This window comes from Dawidia cretensis (assembly GCF_018598175.1).
Lineage (GTDB): Bacteria > Bacteroidota > Bacteroidia > Cytophagales > Cyclobacteriaceae > Ohtaekwangia > Ohtaekwangia cretensis.
Genome location: NZ_JAHESE010000049.1, coordinates 18,398 through 34,297, shown reverse-complemented (window position 1 = coordinate 34,297; position 15,900 = coordinate 18,398). Strand labels below are relative to the sequence as shown.

At 52.3% G+C, this 15,900-nt stretch carries 15 protein-coding genes and 1 pseudogene; 6 read left to right on the top strand and 10 right to left on the bottom strand.

Annotated elements, in window-relative coordinates; translation table 11 throughout:
• The 5 genes and pseudogenes from KK062_RS27840 to KK062_RS27820 form a co-directional block, all read left to right on the top strand.
• Positions 1-967 (top strand): annotated as a pseudogene (locus KK062_RS27840) (hypothetical protein); the annotation flags it as partial.
• A gap of 107 nt (positions 968-1,074) precedes the next feature.
• On the top strand, positions 1,075-1,410 hold the full coding sequence (locus KK062_RS27835; RefSeq protein ID WP_254087666.1) for a TM2 domain-containing protein: 336 nt from the start codon (positions 1,075-1,077) through the stop codon (positions 1,408-1,410).
• A gap of 22 nt (positions 1,411-1,432) precedes the next feature.
• Positions 1,433-1,849 carry a DUF2752 domain-containing protein gene (locus KK062_RS27830; RefSeq protein WP_254087665.1) on the top strand — a complete coding sequence of 139 codons (417 nt, stop codon included), beginning with the start codon at positions 1,433-1,435 and terminating at the stop codon, positions 1,847-1,849.
• Positions 1,850-1,851: 2 nt separating this feature from the next.
• On the top strand, positions 1,852-2,283 hold the full coding sequence (locus KK062_RS27825; RefSeq protein ID WP_254087664.1) for a magnetosome magnetite crystal formation protein family: 432 nt from the start codon (positions 1,852-1,854) through the stop codon (positions 2,281-2,283).
• Between the two features lie 4 nt (positions 2,284-2,287).
• Positions 2,288-3,184, top strand: a complete 897-nt coding sequence (locus tag KK062_RS27820) for a M48 family metallopeptidase (RefSeq protein ID WP_254087663.1) — start codon at positions 2,288-2,290, stop codon at positions 3,182-3,184.
• A gap of 8 nt (positions 3,185-3,192) precedes the next feature.
• On the opposite strand, the gene KK062_RS27815 is transcribed toward KK062_RS27820, so the two are convergent.
• From KK062_RS27815 to KK062_RS27800, 4 genes are read right to left on the bottom strand one after another with little or no spacing between them, the layout of a single operon-like run.
• Positions 3,193-4,149, bottom strand: a complete 957-nt coding sequence (locus KK062_RS27815; protein ID WP_254087662.1) for a DUF72 domain-containing protein — start codon at positions 4,147-4,149, stop codon at positions 3,193-3,195.
• A gap of 56 nt (positions 4,150-4,205) precedes the next feature.
• Positions 4,206-4,754 (bottom strand): hypothetical protein, encoded by a 549-nt coding sequence (locus KK062_RS27810; RefSeq protein WP_254087661.1) that lies wholly within the window; start codon positions 4,752-4,754, stop codon positions 4,206-4,208.
• The gene (locus KK062_RS27805; protein ID WP_254087660.1) at positions 4,751-5,044 is read right to left on the bottom strand and encodes a winged helix-turn-helix domain-containing protein; all 294 of its coding nucleotides are present in this window, start codon (positions 5,042-5,044) and stop codon (positions 4,751-4,753) included. Before KK062_RS27805 ends, KK062_RS27810 begins: the two co-directional genes overlap by 4 nt.
• Entirely contained in the window at positions 5,037-5,615 is a 579-nt protein-coding gene (locus KK062_RS27800) for a hypothetical protein (protein WP_254087659.1), read from the bottom strand. Before KK062_RS27800 ends, KK062_RS27805 begins: the two co-directional genes overlap by 8 nt.
• Positions 5,616-5,704: 89 nt before the next feature.
• Between KK062_RS27800 and KK062_RS27795 the strand changes: the two genes are divergently transcribed.
• Positions 5,705-6,289, top strand: a complete 585-nt coding sequence (locus tag KK062_RS27795; RefSeq protein ID WP_254087658.1) for a riboflavin synthase — start codon at positions 5,705-5,707, stop codon at positions 6,287-6,289.
• Positions 6,290-6,310: 21 nt separating this feature from the next.
• Here the strand turns inward: KK062_RS27795 and KK062_RS27790 are convergent, their stop codons facing one another.
• The 6 genes from KK062_RS27790 to KK062_RS27765 form a co-directional block, all read right to left on the bottom strand.
• Entirely contained in the window at positions 6,311-6,895 is a 585-nt protein-coding gene (locus KK062_RS27790) for a phosphatase PAP2 family protein (RefSeq protein ID WP_254087657.1), read from the bottom strand.
• An 89-nt stretch (positions 6,896-6,984) separates the two neighbouring features.
• Positions 6,985-8,580: an Ig-like domain-containing protein gene (locus KK062_RS27785; RefSeq protein ID WP_254087656.1), complete on the bottom strand. Its 1,596-nt coding sequence runs from the start codon at positions 8,578-8,580 to the stop codon at positions 6,985-6,987.
• 144 nt (positions 8,581-8,724) lie between these two features.
• The gene (locus KK062_RS27780) at positions 8,725-10,281 is read right to left on the bottom strand and encodes an Ig-like domain-containing protein (RefSeq protein WP_254087655.1); all 1,557 of its coding nucleotides are present in this window, start codon (positions 10,279-10,281) and stop codon (positions 8,725-8,727) included.
• Positions 10,282-10,430: 149 nt separating this feature from the next.
• The gene (locus KK062_RS27775; protein ID WP_254087654.1) at positions 10,431-12,029 is read right to left on the bottom strand and encodes an Ig-like domain-containing protein; all 1,599 of its coding nucleotides are present in this window, start codon (positions 12,027-12,029) and stop codon (positions 10,431-10,433) included.
• Positions 12,030-12,200: 171 nt separating this feature from the next.
• Complete coding sequence (locus tag KK062_RS27770) at positions 12,201-13,799, bottom strand: Ig-like domain-containing protein (RefSeq protein ID WP_254087653.1); 1,599 nt, start codon at positions 13,797-13,799, stop codon at positions 12,201-12,203.
• Positions 13,800-13,866: 67 nt separating this feature from the next.
• Positions 13,867-15,852, bottom strand: coding sequence for a sensor histidine kinase (locus tag KK062_RS27765; protein ID WP_254087652.1), 1,986 nt, complete (start codon positions 15,850-15,852; stop codon positions 13,867-13,869).
• Positions 15,853-15,900: the final 48 nt, after the last annotated feature.

The following is a 15,900-nucleotide window of genomic DNA, read 5'->3' as shown; positions in this document are numbered from 1 at the left end:
GTTGCAACGCATCGAACAGACAGGGGTTGAAACATCAGTGGGTTGGTGGAACAGCCTGGTGGCGGGCGACTTTGATGAAGATGGCGACACCGATTATATCGCCGGCAACCTGGGCGAGAACAATGGCTTTCAGGTAACGAAAGAATACCCACTGCGCCTTACGGCCAAGGATGTCGACGGCAATGGCAGCATTGACCCGGTGCTGGCGTGTTACATGAAGACGTCTATGACAGACGATACCAAACGCCTGTTTCCCGTGCATTTCTGGGATGAGATCAATTCACAGAGCCCGAAGTTCCGAAACAAGTATGCGCGCTATAAACAGTACAGCAAGATCACGATGCAGGATCTTCTTTCACCCGAGGAGCTGAAAGACGCCGTTGTGCTGGAAGCGAACCAGCTGCGGTCGGCGTATATCGAAAATGAGGGAGAGGGTAGGTTCACCCTACATGCGTTGCCTATGGCGGTGCAGGTAGCCCCTGTCAACGGGATGGTGACAACCGACGTTAATCGTGATGGTCACCAGGATGTGCTGCTGGTCGGCAATGATTATGGCAACGAGGTGTTTGCCGGCCGGTATGACGCCTTTACCGGGCTGGTGCTGCTGGGCGATGGAAAAGGGGGCTTTCGCGTGGTGCCGTCCGAGCAAAGCGGCTTTTATGTGCCCGGCGATGCCAAGGCGTTGGTGCGGGTAGCCGGTGCTCAGGGCGAGCTTTTCCTGGCGTCGCAGAACCGCGATAGCGTGAAAGTGTTTCGGCCTGTTATGGCAAGACCCGGCAGGTTTGTGCAGCCCGGACCGCTTGACTGTAGGCTGGAGGTGGTATATTCAAATGGCCGGAAAGAGCGGAGGGAGATTTTTTACGGTGCCGGCTACCTTTCGCAGTCGTCACGGCGGATCATGTTACCAGCCGATGTGCGCGAAGCCACACTTTATACCTTCGCGGGGGTAGGCAGGAAAGCGCTGTAGGGACGGAAAAACTTGAAAGTGACCTCATTTCTGTCATGCACCTTGACTTTTTTGCGGTTATAGATATCTTTCACAAAAATTCACCATTCTAACCTTTCCTTCTATTTATGGATGCATCAAAAGTTGACATGTACCTCATGACGAATGCCAAGTTCTTTGAGGGTAACAAAATTCCACTTATCCGCGAGCGTCTCCTGGCGCTGGACGAGTCACGTTTTGCTCACCTCCATGCGGTAAACCTGAAAGACCCCACGACTATTCTGATCATTTCGATTGTCGCTGGCATTTTGGGTATTGACCGGTTTATGATTGGCGATACAGGCCTTGGCATTGCCAAGTTGCTTACGTGCGGTGGCTTTTATGTCTGGGGCATCGTCGACTGGTTCCTGATTCAGGCACGTACGAAAGAGGTGAACTTTGAGCGACTGCTGCAAGTAATCTAAATTTTTTTAAAGAATCCGATCCATGGCACTGAAAGACCGTAGCCTTTACCGGATGATCGTATTCTTATTGGGGGCCGGGTATGCCTGGTTGGGATACCATCTCTTTGGAGGTGATAACCATGCCCACGTGACACTGTGCATGTTCAAAGACATGACCGGTGTACCGTGTCCGTCGTGTGGCATTACCCGGTCCCTTCTTTCTCTCCTGCATGGAAATGTCCAGGAGGCGTTGTGGATCAATCCCCTTGGCTTTGTGGCCGCCCTCCTGCTGACAATCCTGCCGGCCTGGGTGTTGTATGACGGCGTACAACGCAAACGTACGTTGCCCACAGCGTATCGCTGGGCGGAGCTGCAACTGCAGCGGCAAAAACTTTTGTATGTACCGTTAATCGCCCTCATTCTTGTGAACTGGGGCTGGAATATTCTTAAAGATCTTTAATCATGGCACAAGTATTGGAATTTGCTTATCGCCCCGATGACGAAGAAAGCGAAAAAGCATCAAACAGTTACCTCATGTCGATCGTGGCGGTAATCGTCGGGCTACCACTGCCTATCATCAACCTGCTGGCTACGCTATTCTTCTATTTCGGCAACCGCGATGGTTCGTTCTTCGTGCGTTGGCATTGCACGCAAGCATTGCTTTCGCAGCTCACCGTGTTATTTATGAACAGTGCCGGGTTTGCCTGGACGCTCTCGATCATCTTCGGCGACGCCACGTTAACCAATCCCTACATTGCATATATGGCCACCGTGGTGTTGTTTAATATTGGCGAGTTCATTGCAACGGTATATGCTGCCATTGTTACGCGCAAAGGACAACACGTATCGTTTTGGTTCTTTGGTCCGTTAACCGCTCTCATCTGTAAAGACTGATATCATGGAAAAAGTACTGATCCAGTTTGTTGTACTGATCATCTCCTTCTTCGGCTTGTGGTTTCTCCTCAGCCGTATTGAGTTTGTCGACCGCGACCAGGTAGACAAGTTCGCGGCAGAAAGCGAACAGAAGCTCGGCGAGGTCATTCTCGAAAGCATTACCCTGACCAACGAAGAGGTCAACAACAAAAAGCTCAAGGCGGTGCTCGATTCCATCAAGACACGCCTGTGCGAAGGCAAGCAACTGGACTGCAGCAAGATTAAGCTACACCTGGTGCGCAACAGCGAAGTCAATGCCTTTGCGTTGCCGGACGATCACCTGGTGGTATTCACCGGTTTGTTGGAATATGCAGAAAGCCCCGAAGAAGTGGCCGGTGTTATGGCCCACGAGATCGGGCACATCGAAAAGGACCATGTCATGAAAAAGCTTACCAAAGATATAGGTCTTTCGATGCTTTTCTCTATTGCCGGGGGCGACGCGGGTGGTAAGATCGCGCGCGAAACTGCCAAGACGCTTTCGTCTTCAGCGTTTGATCGTGATAAGGAAAGCGAAGCCGATGCCTTTGCGGTTGAGGTACTGGCCGCTGCCGACATCGACCCGCAACCTCTCAGTGATTTTTTCTTCCGCCTGGCGCGCAAGCACGATATGCCCGAAGAACTGGTCTGGATCAGTACGCACCCCGACACCGACGAACGTGCAGGCGAGATCATCAAGTTGAAGAAAAACTACACGCTTTCACCCAGGCCTATTCTCGGCACCGACTGGAAGGAGATTCAGCGCCAGGTATCCCGCTACGACGAAGAGGAAAACGAGGATGACCTCGGTGGCTATGACACTGAAGCGGACTCCGTAGTAGATATGACCGAAGAAGTCGGTGCGGATACGACTGCCGTGCAGTAATCAGGTAATCACGATTTTCGCGAAGGTCTTCGCCCGCTGGGAGCACTTGCCGGCGGCAGATCGAACAACGTGCTTTGCCGGGGAATAAACGCCGGCTCCCGCACGTGTGTGCCACAATGTTTGTTCAGTTCTGCGATAAAATATTTGATCAGCTCGGGCGAGTGAAGCTCGTCGTGCTGGTGCATGAAGAAATAGATCTTCTGAATGCCGTGGCCCATCCACTGTTTGATGCGCTGTACCCACGCGTCGATGCGCGTATAGTCTGTGGGATGCAGTCCGTTGCCTACAAACCGGATAAAGGCCTCCGGCGTTGTCAGCCGCATGTGTACACAGTCGCGTCGTCCGGAAGCATCGGAAATAACGGATCCATAATGATTGTGCGTTAACATATCAAAGACGGACCCGAACGCCTGCGGGTCACTGAACCAACCCGCGTTTCTGAATTCTACAAAAACGTCGAGATCGCGCGGGAGTCCTGTTAAAAATGCTTCGAGCGTATCCTGTGTCTGCGGACCCATGCCGGGGTGCGGCATCAGGAAGATAGGGCCCAGGTTGTTTTGAAATCCTGCTATACCTTCCAGGAAGCGATCGGTTAGTTCCTGTACATCTTTTAGTCGTTTCCCATGGGTGATGTCTTCCGTGAACTTGGGGCAGAACTTAAAATCAGGTCCGACCTTCTCGCGCCAGCCATTGGTTTGGCTTACCGTCGGCATCCGATAAAACGTGGCGTTCATTTCAATGCAGTTGAAATGGCGCGCGTAGTGTTCCAGAAAGTCCGACTCCCGCGTGCCGGGCGGGTAGATCTTACCGACCCAATCTTTGCGTCCCCACTTGGCGCACCCGACAAAGATTTCCGGCCTGGCATGGTTCGTGGCCTGCAGTATAGCAGTGGTCCCGGCAGGGTCTGCCGGGAGTGTAAAGTCGATTGCGTCGAGTGTGTTCGGATCTACCTTTCCAAATTCCATAACGGGAAGCAATGTATATAAAACGTGCTACCGGTAAAAGTAGCACGTTCGGAATACTAATCGACCCGCGTCAGGTTCGCCTCCATAAAGGAAGACCACGTGGCACCGTCGGCTGAAAATTCGCCTATTTCATGCCACGTTTTTTTTACCGGATCGACTGTGATGGAGTAGCGGTTCTTGCCGCGGTTGGGAATATCAAAACCCCATTGAAAGGTATTGTTTCCGGTGACCTTCACCCAGGCGTCGCCGCCGCGGCCATCCTTCAGGTATGTTCTGAATCTATACTCCTGGCTGTTCATATCATAGGACAACACAGCAAAGGCATGGTGCACGACTCTCTCTTGCTTGGTGGTAGGATTGATGCCTTTACCAATGCCTTCTACCACAATGATGGCGCCTTCAAGCTTCATTTCTACACGCTCGTCCATTTGCGCGGTAAGGGCAGGGCCATCGCCCATCTTCACGGAGCTTTCGCCTTGCCAACGACCGATCCAGGCAGCAAAGGGTTTAAGCTTGTCGGTGTTGGCGGCGTCTTGTGCCGGCAGGGCGTTGCTGAACAGAATATTCATGGCCAGCATCAGTGGGAGGATCAACGTGTTTTTCATGAGGGGGTATGATTTAAGTATTGTTTGAGGTCGGTTACATATTGCTCAAAGGCCGCTACACCTTTCGGCGTAATGCGACAGGTCGTTAAGGGCTTTTTGCCACGAAAGGTTTTTTCCAGGACTATATATTCTGCCTCGGCCAGCTTGTCGAGCTGTACACTGAGGTTGCCGGCTGTGCTGCTTGTTTTTTCTTTCAGAAAAGTAAACTCGGCCGACTCCAGGCTCATGAGCAATGACATCACGGCCAGGCGCAACTGCGCGTGTAAAAGCGGGTCGAGGTCTTTAAACATTCTTCAGTTTATTGCGCAGCAGATACCCGGGCACGAGATAACCCGATACAATGGAAATAAGGCCCACGAGGTGTTGCCACGCGGCGGGCAGCAGGAAGCAGGCAATGGCACACAGCCAGAAGCAAACGCCGCCCCAGATCAATGGCCTGAACCGCAGGATCACGCCCGAGACACTTGTCGGGAGCGCGCACACCAATAGAATGACGGCATTAAGCTGAAAGTTGATCTTATACCCAAAGGCGATCAGTGTAAAAATGCAGATGCCTAAGCCGGTCCAGAGCGCCCAGGTAATATGGTCTAAATGCGATACGGAGCGAGCGGTACGACCTTCCCGCCGCGACCTGTACACGGTGATGATCCAGGCTGGAATGGTGATCAGCCAAACCAGGTACGGGCGATGATAATCCAACAAGAGCAGTGCATACGCACCGGCGTGGGCGAGGAAGACCACCCAGCCCCACAGTAAAAAGTAGAAGCTGCTTTGGTGCACATTGCGCTGGGCCTGACGGATCATGCTGGTGATCAGATCGAGGCTTTCCTGCGCGGTCATGGGTTGTGAGGTAGATTCCATTGTCTTTGAATATGGATCAAACATAAAGTGGTTTATATTATAAACCAAAATTATTTATCAGAAAGGCCCAAAAAACGCTAATTTGGGGCATGTTTACAGGGATCATTGAAGCTGCGGGCCGCGTGGAGGCCGTGCAGCAGGAGGGAAGCAACCGCCGTTTTACCATTCATAGTGCGCTGGGCCGGGAATTGAAGGTCGACCAGAGTGTTTCGCACAATGGCGTATGCCTGACGGTAGTCGAAACCGGTCCGGACCGGTATCAGGTCGTGGCCATTGATGAGACCTTACAGAAATCCAACCTGGGGGCTTTGAAGCCGGGCGCTGTCGTGAATCTGGAACGCTGTATGTTGAGCAACGGGCGGTTTGACGGGCACGTTGTACAGGGCCATGTTGACCAGACAGGGATCGTCACACGCATTACCGAACAGGACGGCAGTTGGTTATTCGATTTTGAGTACGATCCCGGCGTAGGCAATGTAACCGTTGAGAAAGGGTCTATCGCCGTGAACGGCGTGAGCCTCACCTGTTTTAATAGCCGCGACCATGGCTTTACCGTAGCGATCATTCCGTATACCTACGAGCACACCAATTTCCATCAGTTAAAGACCGGCGACACGGTCAACCTCGAGTTCGACATTATCGGCAAGTATGTGAAGCGGTTGTTGGGCAAATAACACCTTAGAGTTTTCCGGCTGTTAGGCCGCTGAGGTAGGGCGCCGGCCATGAAGAGCTTTCTTCAACAGGCGGCATGTCCCCATGCCCGCATACGCCGCCAGAATGCCGATCAGGGCTCCCACCATGACATCGCCCGGATAATGCACGCCGAGATAGATACGGCTATAGGTCACGACTGCGGCCCACGGAAATAGCAACCACGTCCACTTCCATACGCGGCGGTAACGCAGCACAAAGAACATGGCCAGCCCAAACGTATTGGCGGCGTGGCTGGAGGCAAAACCATACCGGCCACCACGGTAACCATCGACGATGTGTACAAGGCCGTCGAGCGAGGGCTCATGCGAAGGACGAGGTCGTGCGAAGATGGGTTTTAATATACTGCTGCACACCTGGTCGGCCAGCAGGATGGTAATGATAATGCCGACCACGGGAACCCAGCTCTCCCGACCATGCCGCCGCACGATAAATACCAGCAACAAGAGGTATAGCGGCACCCACGTCAGGCGATGTGACAACACCATCATGACCGGGTCCAGCCAGGGTATATGCTGGCCGTTGAGGTATAAAAAGAGTGCTTTGTCCCATTCGACGAGTTGCTCCATGGGGTAAAAGTAAAAAAGCCATGGCGTTATGCCATGGCTTTTTGGTTAAAAGCGCTTGCTACAACAGGCGCAGGCGGCCGGTTGCCGTTTTATCTTTTGCTTCTCGCCTGGGCACGTTCCCGCGGGTGGCGTATGCGTCCTTCTGAAGCCGGAAAAAGGTCGCGGTCGTACCGTTTGTACGCGGCCCCAAAGTTTTCGGCGAAATGCGAGCCATAGTCGGTTTCCCGGATATATTCCAGAAAACCGTCGTAGCCATTGAAATCAAAACTGTGGATAGCCGCCGCACTGACGGTAAGTCCCGTGGTTTCCAGGGAAACATAGTCGAGAACATTGGCCGGCAGCGCGGGAAGGGTAACGTCGATCGTGCCGGCCGCGGTAAAGATATACCACTCGGTATTGGCATCGTAGCCCAGGCGAAATTCTGTGAAGTCAATATCGTCGCCCGTGATCGTGCCGATGAGGCTATTGCCATTTATCGCAACATCGATAGCGCAATTCAGCGGCTCGAAGTCGGGCAATCCATTGACATAGTTATGAATGGCATAACCGTCTCCGTAGAAGTCGGCGCGTGAGTAGTACGCTCCGAACGCTTCACCGGGATAGCGGTAGTGAACGTGACCATCTTCCCCCAGGTAGCTGTCGGCTATCCAATACTTGTTCAGGTAATCGCCGGCGGTGACGAGCCCGGTGATGTGCAGATTGCCATCGGAGAAGTCATACGCACTGACATCTGCGTTTACAATGGTCAGGGGGTTGCTGACCTGGCCCAGGTCGATCGTGGCGTTGTTGGCCTCTTCGCCTATTGCTACCGGTGGTGTGAGCAGGTAATGCGTCATGGAGCCGTCCGGGTCGTTCTCGCTGCGGGTGATGTATAGCTTTGCGTCGTCCCGCTGTAAGAAGAGCGCGGCGGTCAGCAGACCGTCTTGGACAAAGGTCCCTTCGACATCGGAGGCAACGACGTAGGTAATGTCGGGTAGGGCGTTGTTGAAGCTCAGATACGCGGTGCCTGCCGGCGGCGGCGTGACGCCAAACTGGACATTGCCGGGACGCGGCGCCCACGTACCACCACGTTGTATGTGGGTGTAGGTGCGCAGTTCCTGGTAGTTGTCACCCTCGTCGACGTACACCTCGGTCAGGTGAAATTCGCTGCCGTTAAAGGCCGACGACCGGATGCGCAAGGTATCCCCGTTTTCATATTCACGGCTTACAATGACGTTACCCGTGTTATCCGACAGGAAAACGAACCCCTTCTTGTCAGCGCCCAGGAAATTTTCGGGCACGTCGATCGAGATCAACGTATTCCGCACGATGAAGGTATAATACTGTGTTTTGGTATTGCCCGCTGCATCGGTTGCGATCAGCGTCAGGGTATGCCTGCCTTCCGGCAGATCGTTGGTGTTGAGCTCGTAGGTGAAAGATTTGTCGGTTTCCGTAGCTACCGTTGTGTTGTCTAGCTGAACTTCTACCTGCTGCAGGGCCTCGTTATCGTCGGCTGCCACGGTAATAGTAACGGTATTCCAAACAATGGCGTCGGCCTGCAGACCGGTGATCGTAACGGTGGGGAGGTCAGTATCGACAGGCTCTTGCTCCGAATCATCATCGCTACACGCACTGAGCAGCGCGAGAGTTGTACATGCAAGTGTAAAAAAGCGCCGTAGCGGCGGGGTCTTTTTAATAAGTGTCATGATAAAAGGCGTAGTAATTACAATATACTAAACTTCTTCGGAAAGGTCGATCCTGGCTAGGTAAGAGTACACGTGACATCTGGAAAGTGAAAAAGCCACGGCATTTGCCATGGCTTTTTTAAGTCGCGTTGTACCGGAAACAGGTTACCGCCGGAATGGCCTTGCGAATGTTCTGTGCGAACGATTGGCCCGCGCGGAGCGCCCTTCCTCCGGACTGGCAAGCTTGTAGTAAATTTCATGGCTGCGAAAATACCAGTTTGACGCTTCCAGCGCATCACCGGGGAATTCGGAGAAGAACAGGATGAAGTCTTCGTAATTGTTCTGATTGATGACGTCAACCGCGGCGACATCGATATCGGCTTCTGTGAAGTCGTCGATGTAGAAGTCGGAAAGAAGCGCAGGAACCTCGGGTAGTGTTACGTCCTGGTTGCCCGGACGTGTGAATAATGACCAGAATTGTTTCCACTGATCGAGGTTATAGATGCAATAGTCGGCATCGCCGGTGATGGCCCCGCTGAATGTTTTATTGTTGAAGGCGACCTGTATATCACTGTTGGTCGTGACCAGACTGGGCGCTCCTTCCGTTAGGTTTCTGTATGTCTTGCCGCCTTTCTCCAGGATGGTATAAACGAGGTAATCGGAAAACGCATCACCTGGATAGCTATAGCGGAGTGTGCCTTGTTGATGCCACAGGTGGTCAATATAATATACATCTCTTCCAGAAATCGACATGAGCTCATAGCCAGCTTCGTCGAATGTCGAAATGTCCAGCGGCTCGGTGGTCATGGGTATTGCCGTCGCGAAATCAATGGTGGCGTATTGTCCCACGATGGATGGGAAGTACAGATAGTGAGTCATAGGATCGGTATCACTTGGAGCATAACCAAAGAATAGCTTACTGTCGTTGCCCACGTAGCCTACGGACGCGGTACTCAGGCCGTCATAAGCCATGTACGTCGAAGAGTTGGTTTGAAGCTCATAACGCCCCGCCTCCTCGCTATTGACAAAGGTCAGGTCGGCTTCATGTTCCGGACGGACACGATCGTTGTATCCAACGATTAAGGTCCACCGTCCACGGGGGACATCGGTGTAGGTGTAAAGATACAGATAGCCGTCTGAATCTACATAAGCTTGTGTGAGGGTAAAGCGCTCCTGTGTATAGGTGGAGTTGGTCAGCACTAGCGAGTCGCCGGCGTGGTATTCTTTGGCAGCGATCGTTTGGCCTAGCGAGTCGGATAGGAATATAAATCCACGGGCGCCGTCTTGCAGGAAATCATCGGGTACGTTGATGTAAGCCAGGGTATTTTGCACAGTGAAGGTCACTTCGGTCGTCTTTTGATTGCCGTCTTTGTCTGTTGCCGTAACAGAGAGGATGTGGTCGCCATCATCCAGCGTTTGGGGGTTCAGCTCAAATTCAAACGGGGCGGAAGTAAGGGTGGCGACAACGTCGCTGTCGATTTTTATTTCGATTTTTTCGATGCCTGCTTCGCTGGTGGCGTTTAGCTTGAGTGTGATCTTGTTCCAGATACGGGCGTTGGCTTTGAGTCCATCGACCGTCACTTCTGTGACACCGGTTTCGGGAGTAGGGTCAGGGGTTGCCTGTTCATTATCGTCACTGCAGGAGATGAGTATCGCAGCCACGAGCGCCATACACGCAAACGTGAAAATGTGTCGTAGCGAGTTCTTTTTCAAAAGTGTCATTGTTGAAGTGATATATATTGACGCAATATTACGAAACTCCGCCGCCGGCGATTGTTCGGGAATATGTAAAACCTTACGTGGCTGTTGAATAAAAAAAAGTCGCACCGGAAGGGATGCGACTTTTTTCTATAGTGTGGCGAGAAACCTTTTTAGCGGTGGCGTTTCCGACCCGAATGTGCGAGCGCTTTCGACTTTGCCGCTTGTTGGCGGCTGCGACCTTGCGGGTCATCGGTCAGGTGGATTTCGATCTGTCTGTACGTTGCGCCCCTGCCGTCGAGCTCGTGTGCGCCGTGGTTGGAGTTTCGGATGAAGTTCAGCAAGCCGTCATAGCCGTCAAAGTTGAATTTCTGCCAGGCATAAAGTCCGACATAGGGATTGGAGCTCTCGGTAGTTACTAAAGTCTCAAGATTTTCCGGTATCTCTGGAATGACAACATCCACTGCGCCCTTCGCGGTGAAGAGGGACCAATAGGTATTGTCGTCCGATTCGATGTCGAACATGATAAAGTCTATATCGGTGCCCGTTACCGTACCGTTGATATCCGGGAGCGTGAGATTGATTTCTGCGTCCGTTGCCAGCGGCGTAAGGTCGGGCAAACCTTCCGTAAAGCTCATAACTTCGAAGCCCGGGCCGAAAAGCTCGACTTCCGAGTAATACGTAGGAAAGGCGCTGCCGGGGTAGCGATATTCAAGCTCGTTGTTCTCCGGGCCTGTATAGCTAATGTGGTAGGCATTGTTAAAGTCGCCCGGTGTAACGAGGCCCAGGATGCTTACGCCGCCGAACTCATAGCCGTAATTACTCAAGTCTATCGTCTCTTTTGTTAACGCAGTATTTACCTGGCCGAGGTCAATGGACGGATTGCCGGAACCTGTTGACATTGGCGCAGTGAGCAGGTAATGAGTAGGGGAATCGTCGTCCTCGTTGCGTGTGATATAGATCTTGGAGGGGTTTTTATACAAACCAACGGTAACGGTCGGCCGATCTGTATTGACGTAGGCAAGATCCATCCTGTCTGTATTAACGGTGTAGTCCACGCCCGGCAGGATGTTCGTAAAACTCAGGGTCGCATCACCGGCCGGCGCATAGTCGTAGGGTGCGCTGGTGGGCGTCAGGGTCCAGATGCCGCGGTTTACTTTGCTGAAGGTGCGCAACTCCTGGTCGTCGCTTCCGTCGAGGACTACTTCGGTCAGGTAAAAATCGCTCCCGGTATAGGCCGGTGCCGTCAGGCGTACGGCCTCGCCGTTTTCGAACTCATAGCTTACGATCGTTTTGCCGCTTGCATCCGACAGGAAGATGAATCCTCGCTGACCATTCTCCAGGAAGTCTTCGCGTACGTCGGTCGAGATGAGCGTATTCAGTACGGTGAAGGTATACTCCTGTTTTTTCTCATTGCCTGCAGCATCGGTTACGATCACCGTAAGAGTATGCTGACCATCCTCCAGTTCCAGGGCAACCGTGTTTAACGCATAGGCAAACGATTTTTCGGTTTTTGTCACTATGCTGACGTTATCCACCTTCAGCTCAACCTTTTCTACTGCTTCATTGTCGTCGGCAGCCACGGTCAGGTCCACCGTGCTCCAAATGATGGCGTTCGCTTGTATTCCCGTTACGGTAACCGTGGGAAGGTCAGCATCAGTCGGGTCTGCGTCAGGGTCGTCGTCGCTACAGGCACTCAGGAGCGCAACGGCCATGCATGTGCAAACAGCCAGGGTGCGGCCCCAGGTAAAGTGGTTCTTTGGTAAAAACATCGTTCTGTGAGTTGGTTTACTTATAATATACCCACAATATAGCGAGGTGTCAACAAGGCATTCTGATGAAATACCCTGTAAATATTACACTTGCCAGATTGGTGTAGTTTATACGTATTACCAATTGCCTGGAGAAACGTTATGATGCCATACAATAGTTTGAAGCGCTCCTTACCGATGGAGAACGCTGCGTCCCAGTCCAGGCAGTGTCTGTTCACTTACAGGAAGACGCCCGGAGCCGCCGTTCCAGAAAAGATATTTGGTGTACTTGCGCTGGCGGGTTCCGCCAATTTCATCGATGCCTTCCGTGCCATAGGTGGAATCTCGGATGTAGTCGAGAAAATTTTCGTATCCGTCGAAGGCGCTGAAGTCTATCGCCGTAACCGTTGTCTGATTGGGAACATAGTTGCGAACCATAATACCGGATAGTATTGCGGGAATTTCTGGAAGTACGATATCTTGTTCACCAGGCCTGGCTATGATTTTCCATCCTTGCGAGCCATTGGACAAATTGATGAAATAAGCATCGACGTCATCGCCAGTGACTGTGCCGGTAAAGCGCGTACTGGTAATAGCCAGGTCGACTGTGCATTCGAATTTGTCGAGGGTTGGGAGTCCGTTCAGGTAGCTATAGTAATACTCGCCATCACCGGTTTCGTAGAAATACTGGTGGTAATATTCCGGGAAAGCATTACCCGGGTAGTTATACTTCAACACATGGTCGACGCAATAGGCCGTTGTAATGCTGTGCAATTCCCGGGGCCGGGCAGGATTAGCAATACCCCAAAGCATCACACTGCCCGTGGCAAATTCTGATTGAACCGTCTGTTCGATTGTCGGTTGTGTAACCGCACTCAGGTCAACGTTGGTCGTGGTGCCGCCGGCGACATTGTTGGGCAGTATGGTATAATGCGTTGGGTAAGGTGTATTACTTTCTGTGCGGGTTGCCTGTCGGGCAATGAACAGTTTGCTGCTGGCACTGTACATATCGACAGCTACCGCGCTTTGACCCGAAAATTCCGTTGATGCATGTGCTACGGAAAGTTCATAGGTGGTGTTCGGAGCCGGGTTCGTAAAGTTAAACGTTGCCTTGCCGGAGTAGTTGTCCAGGTATTCGACAAAGTAATGGCCATACCCCGTGGCTACCCACGTGCCACGTTTTACATTCGTGAAGGTCTGTGCACCCGTGGTCAATCCGTTGACGTAAAACACGTCTGTGAGGCAAAATTCACTGCCTTCAAAGTTCGGAGCCGTCAGGCGAACCGATTCGCCTGCATGATATTCCTGGGCGACCACAACCTTGCCATCTTTATCGGAAACAAAGATAAATCCCCTGCGGTTAGGCCCGGGCGCAAAGATATCCTCCGGGACGTCCATGGCTACCAGCACATTTCGGACAGTAATAGTAGCCTGTACTTCGTGCTCATGGCCGGCTTTGTCGATGGCCCGAACGGTAATTTCGTGCTCGCCGTCGACGAGCGTTTGGGTGTTCAGACGTGCTTCAAAGGAGGTCTCCGCGCTGGTGGTTAGCAGCGCGCCGTCTACTTCTACTTCGACTTTATCCAGTGCCTGGTTATCGGAAGCGGAGACGTTCAGGGTGATTATATTCCACACCACACCATCGTCCGGAATACCGGTCAGCGCCGCGGTGGGTGCTTCGTTGTCGTCGGGGGTGGCGTCATCATCGCTACAGGAGAGCGTGGTGACAACAATAGACAGTGTCAGGGCTACAGAACACATCCGTAGCGGAAAGAAATTACGGCTAAGCATGGTATGGGTATAGTAAGATTAAAGTGTTTGTCGATAGTACGAAATATTGGCTATAAGGTTTGCCTGTTTACCTTCTGGTGTTGGCGCTTTTGAGTGACAGCAGCTCATTTTCCTGTTCCAGCCACGCCGTGGCTTCCTGAAACGTGCGGAAATAGCGACTAATGATGTTCAGTGTCAAGAGCTGTTCGGCTATGCGGCGCATATATTCCTGGACGTGTTCGTCTTCGGCGTCGTGCCGGATCGTGGCAATGCGACGCAGGCCGTTGCGCGCGGCTTCGGGCAGAATGCTGTCGAGCATCCATTGCAGGTCACTGTCTTCGATATGACCCTGCCGCGAGATGTCGGCGATATAGTTGGGCGAGTTATAGGTCTTGACAAAGTCGAGACACTTGCGATACGCATGGCGGTATTGCTCGCCGGTAACGGGTCCGGCCCAAATAACACCGGTTGCATTCAAACGGGCATCAAAGAAGATCTCGGCATAGGACTCTTTGTACAGGATCTGGCGCTCGACGTCGTCGGGCTTGCGCAGGTAGACTTTGAACGTTGTGAACCGGTTCAATTCGCTTTCCACGTCTACGGTGCCGCCGAGCGCTTCGGCTTGTAGCTTCACCAGGTACAGGCCCAGGCCTTTGCCTTCGGTGTGGAAGTGGAAGCGTTTGTACAGTTTAAAGATGTTGTCTTTGTGTTGCTTCAGGTCCATGCCCATGCCGTTGTCGCGGACTTCCAGCACGGTATAGCGATCGCTTTCGCGGGCGCTGACCTCGATGACCGGTGGCCGCTCCGGCGAGCGGTATTTAATAGCATTGCTCAGCAGGTTATATAATATACTATGCACCATCGGCTTTACGGAATAAATATGCGGACATGCCGTAAAGTTTGTGCGAATTTCGATGTTATGCTGGTGAACATCTTTTTGCAATAGCTGTACCGTGTCGTGTACTTCGTTCTGTAAAATTATCTTCTGACGGATCTTGAAGATGTCGTGGCGAATGTCGATGATCTTCGTGAGGTCCTTTATGATGGTGTCCAGATTTTCGGCGGAAATGCGAATGTGCTGCATCACCTCGGCATCTTCGGGTTGGAATTTCTCGGGAGCCACCAGGTCGACAAGGCCCAGCAGGCTGGCGACCGGGCCGCGCAGGTTGTGGGACACGGTATAGGAGAACTGCCGCAGCTCGTTGTTGTGTTTGATCAGCTCGCTGTTCGTGTCGGTCAGATCTTTATTTTTGGCCAGGAGCTCGGTCGAAAGCAATTGGTTCTTTGAGAAGAGTCGTTCTTTCTGTTCCTGGATGATATCGTACGCGTTGACGAGATCTTTTTGATTGTTCTGCAACACGTCGCTCTGGGCTTGCAGCTCGGCGCTTTGGGCTTCGATCTCGGCATTCTTTTCGGTCAGCAATTCGTTGGCCTGGTGTAGCTCCTCGATCAGGTCCAGGCTGCGCTGCTCGTTTTTCTCGGATACCCATTTCAGAAAGGCCAGCGCGCTGATGAGGATGCAATACGAGATGAAGATTACAATGTTGGTAAAGTAATACATCTCGATGGACATATAGGGCTTGTTGTAGCCTACACCAAAAGCAGAGTGTAGCGGATCAAACAACATCAGAATGCTCAGGCCGGCCAGGGCACAGCCGATGAGATATTTTTTCTCTCGGATGGAAAAGAAGATCCAGGGAAAGGAGCAGGTACCCAGGACGATAAACCGGAAGGTAAAATAATCGAGCTCTTCCTGGCTGGCGTAATAAATCTGTTTGGAATAAATAGACAACGCTGTGATGAGACCGGGAATCAGCAGGCAAATCCATACACGGCTGCCGTGCGTGTGGCCCATGGCGTTTAATAGTATGCTGACGCAGGCCAGCAAACCTACACAGGGTATGGCGATCGTAACAAAGTTCCAGTCAAACCAGATGTAGTAGAATACAAATAGTATCAGGCTCAAGCCCAGCAGGCTCAGGCTGATGGCGTTGGAAAGAATGACCCCGCGCTTGTCCGCAGCCGTGCCGACAAATTTTTGCCCTACGTATAATACGGGATGGATGAGACTCATACGGCTTGGGGCCTGGTGCGGTTAGAGACCAAATCTAAGAATAAATGT

Excerpts from the sequence above, each read along its gene's own strand:
- KK062_RS27835 (WP_254087666.1), top strand. The coding sequence starts at position 1,075 with ATGGATGCATCAAAAGTTGACATGTACCTCATGACGAATGCCAAGTTC.
- KK062_RS27830 (WP_254087665.1), top strand. The coding sequence starts at position 1,433 with ATGGCACTGAAAGACCGTAGCCTTTACCGGATGATCGTATTCTTATTG.
- KK062_RS27825 (WP_254087664.1), top strand. The coding sequence starts at position 1,852 with ATGGCACAAGTATTGGAATTTGCTTATCGCCCCGATGACGAAGAAAGC.
- KK062_RS27820 (WP_254087663.1), top strand. The coding sequence starts at position 2,288 with ATGGAAAAAGTACTGATCCAGTTTGTTGTACTGATCATCTCCTTCTTC.
- KK062_RS27815 (WP_254087662.1), bottom strand. The coding sequence starts at position 4,149 with ATGGAATTTGGAAAGGTAGATCCGAACACACTCGACGCAATCGACTTT.
- KK062_RS27810 (WP_254087661.1), bottom strand. The coding sequence starts at position 4,754 with ATGAAAAACACGTTGATCCTCCCACTGATGCTGGCCATGAATATTCTG.
- KK062_RS27805 (WP_254087660.1), bottom strand. The coding sequence starts at position 5,044 with ATGTTTAAAGACCTCGACCCGCTTTTACACGCGCAGTTGCGCCTGGCC.
- KK062_RS27800 (WP_254087659.1), bottom strand. The coding sequence starts at position 5,615 with ATGGAATCTACCTCACAACCCATGACCGCGCAGGAAAGCCTCGATCTG.
- KK062_RS27795 (WP_254087658.1), top strand. The coding sequence starts at position 5,705 with ATGTTTACAGGGATCATTGAAGCTGCGGGCCGCGTGGAGGCCGTGCAG.
- KK062_RS27790 (WP_254087657.1), bottom strand. The coding sequence starts at position 6,895 with ATGGAGCAACTCGTCGAATGGGACAAAGCACTCTTTTTATACCTCAAC.
- KK062_RS27785 (WP_254087656.1), bottom strand. The coding sequence starts at position 8,580 with ATGACACTTATTAAAAAGACCCCGCCGCTACGGCGCTTTTTTACACTT.
- KK062_RS27780 (WP_254087655.1), bottom strand. The coding sequence starts at position 10,281 with ATGACACTTTTGAAAAAGAACTCGCTACGACACATTTTCACGTTTGCG.
- KK062_RS27775 (WP_254087654.1), bottom strand. The coding sequence starts at position 12,029 with ATGTTTTTACCAAAGAACCACTTTACCTGGGGCCGCACCCTGGCTGTT.
- KK062_RS27770 (WP_254087653.1), bottom strand. The coding sequence starts at position 13,799 with ATGCTTAGCCGTAATTTCTTTCCGCTACGGATGTGTTCTGTAGCCCTG.
- KK062_RS27765 (WP_254087652.1), bottom strand. The coding sequence starts at position 15,852 with ATGAGTCTCATCCATCCCGTATTATACGTAGGGCAAAAATTTGTCGGC.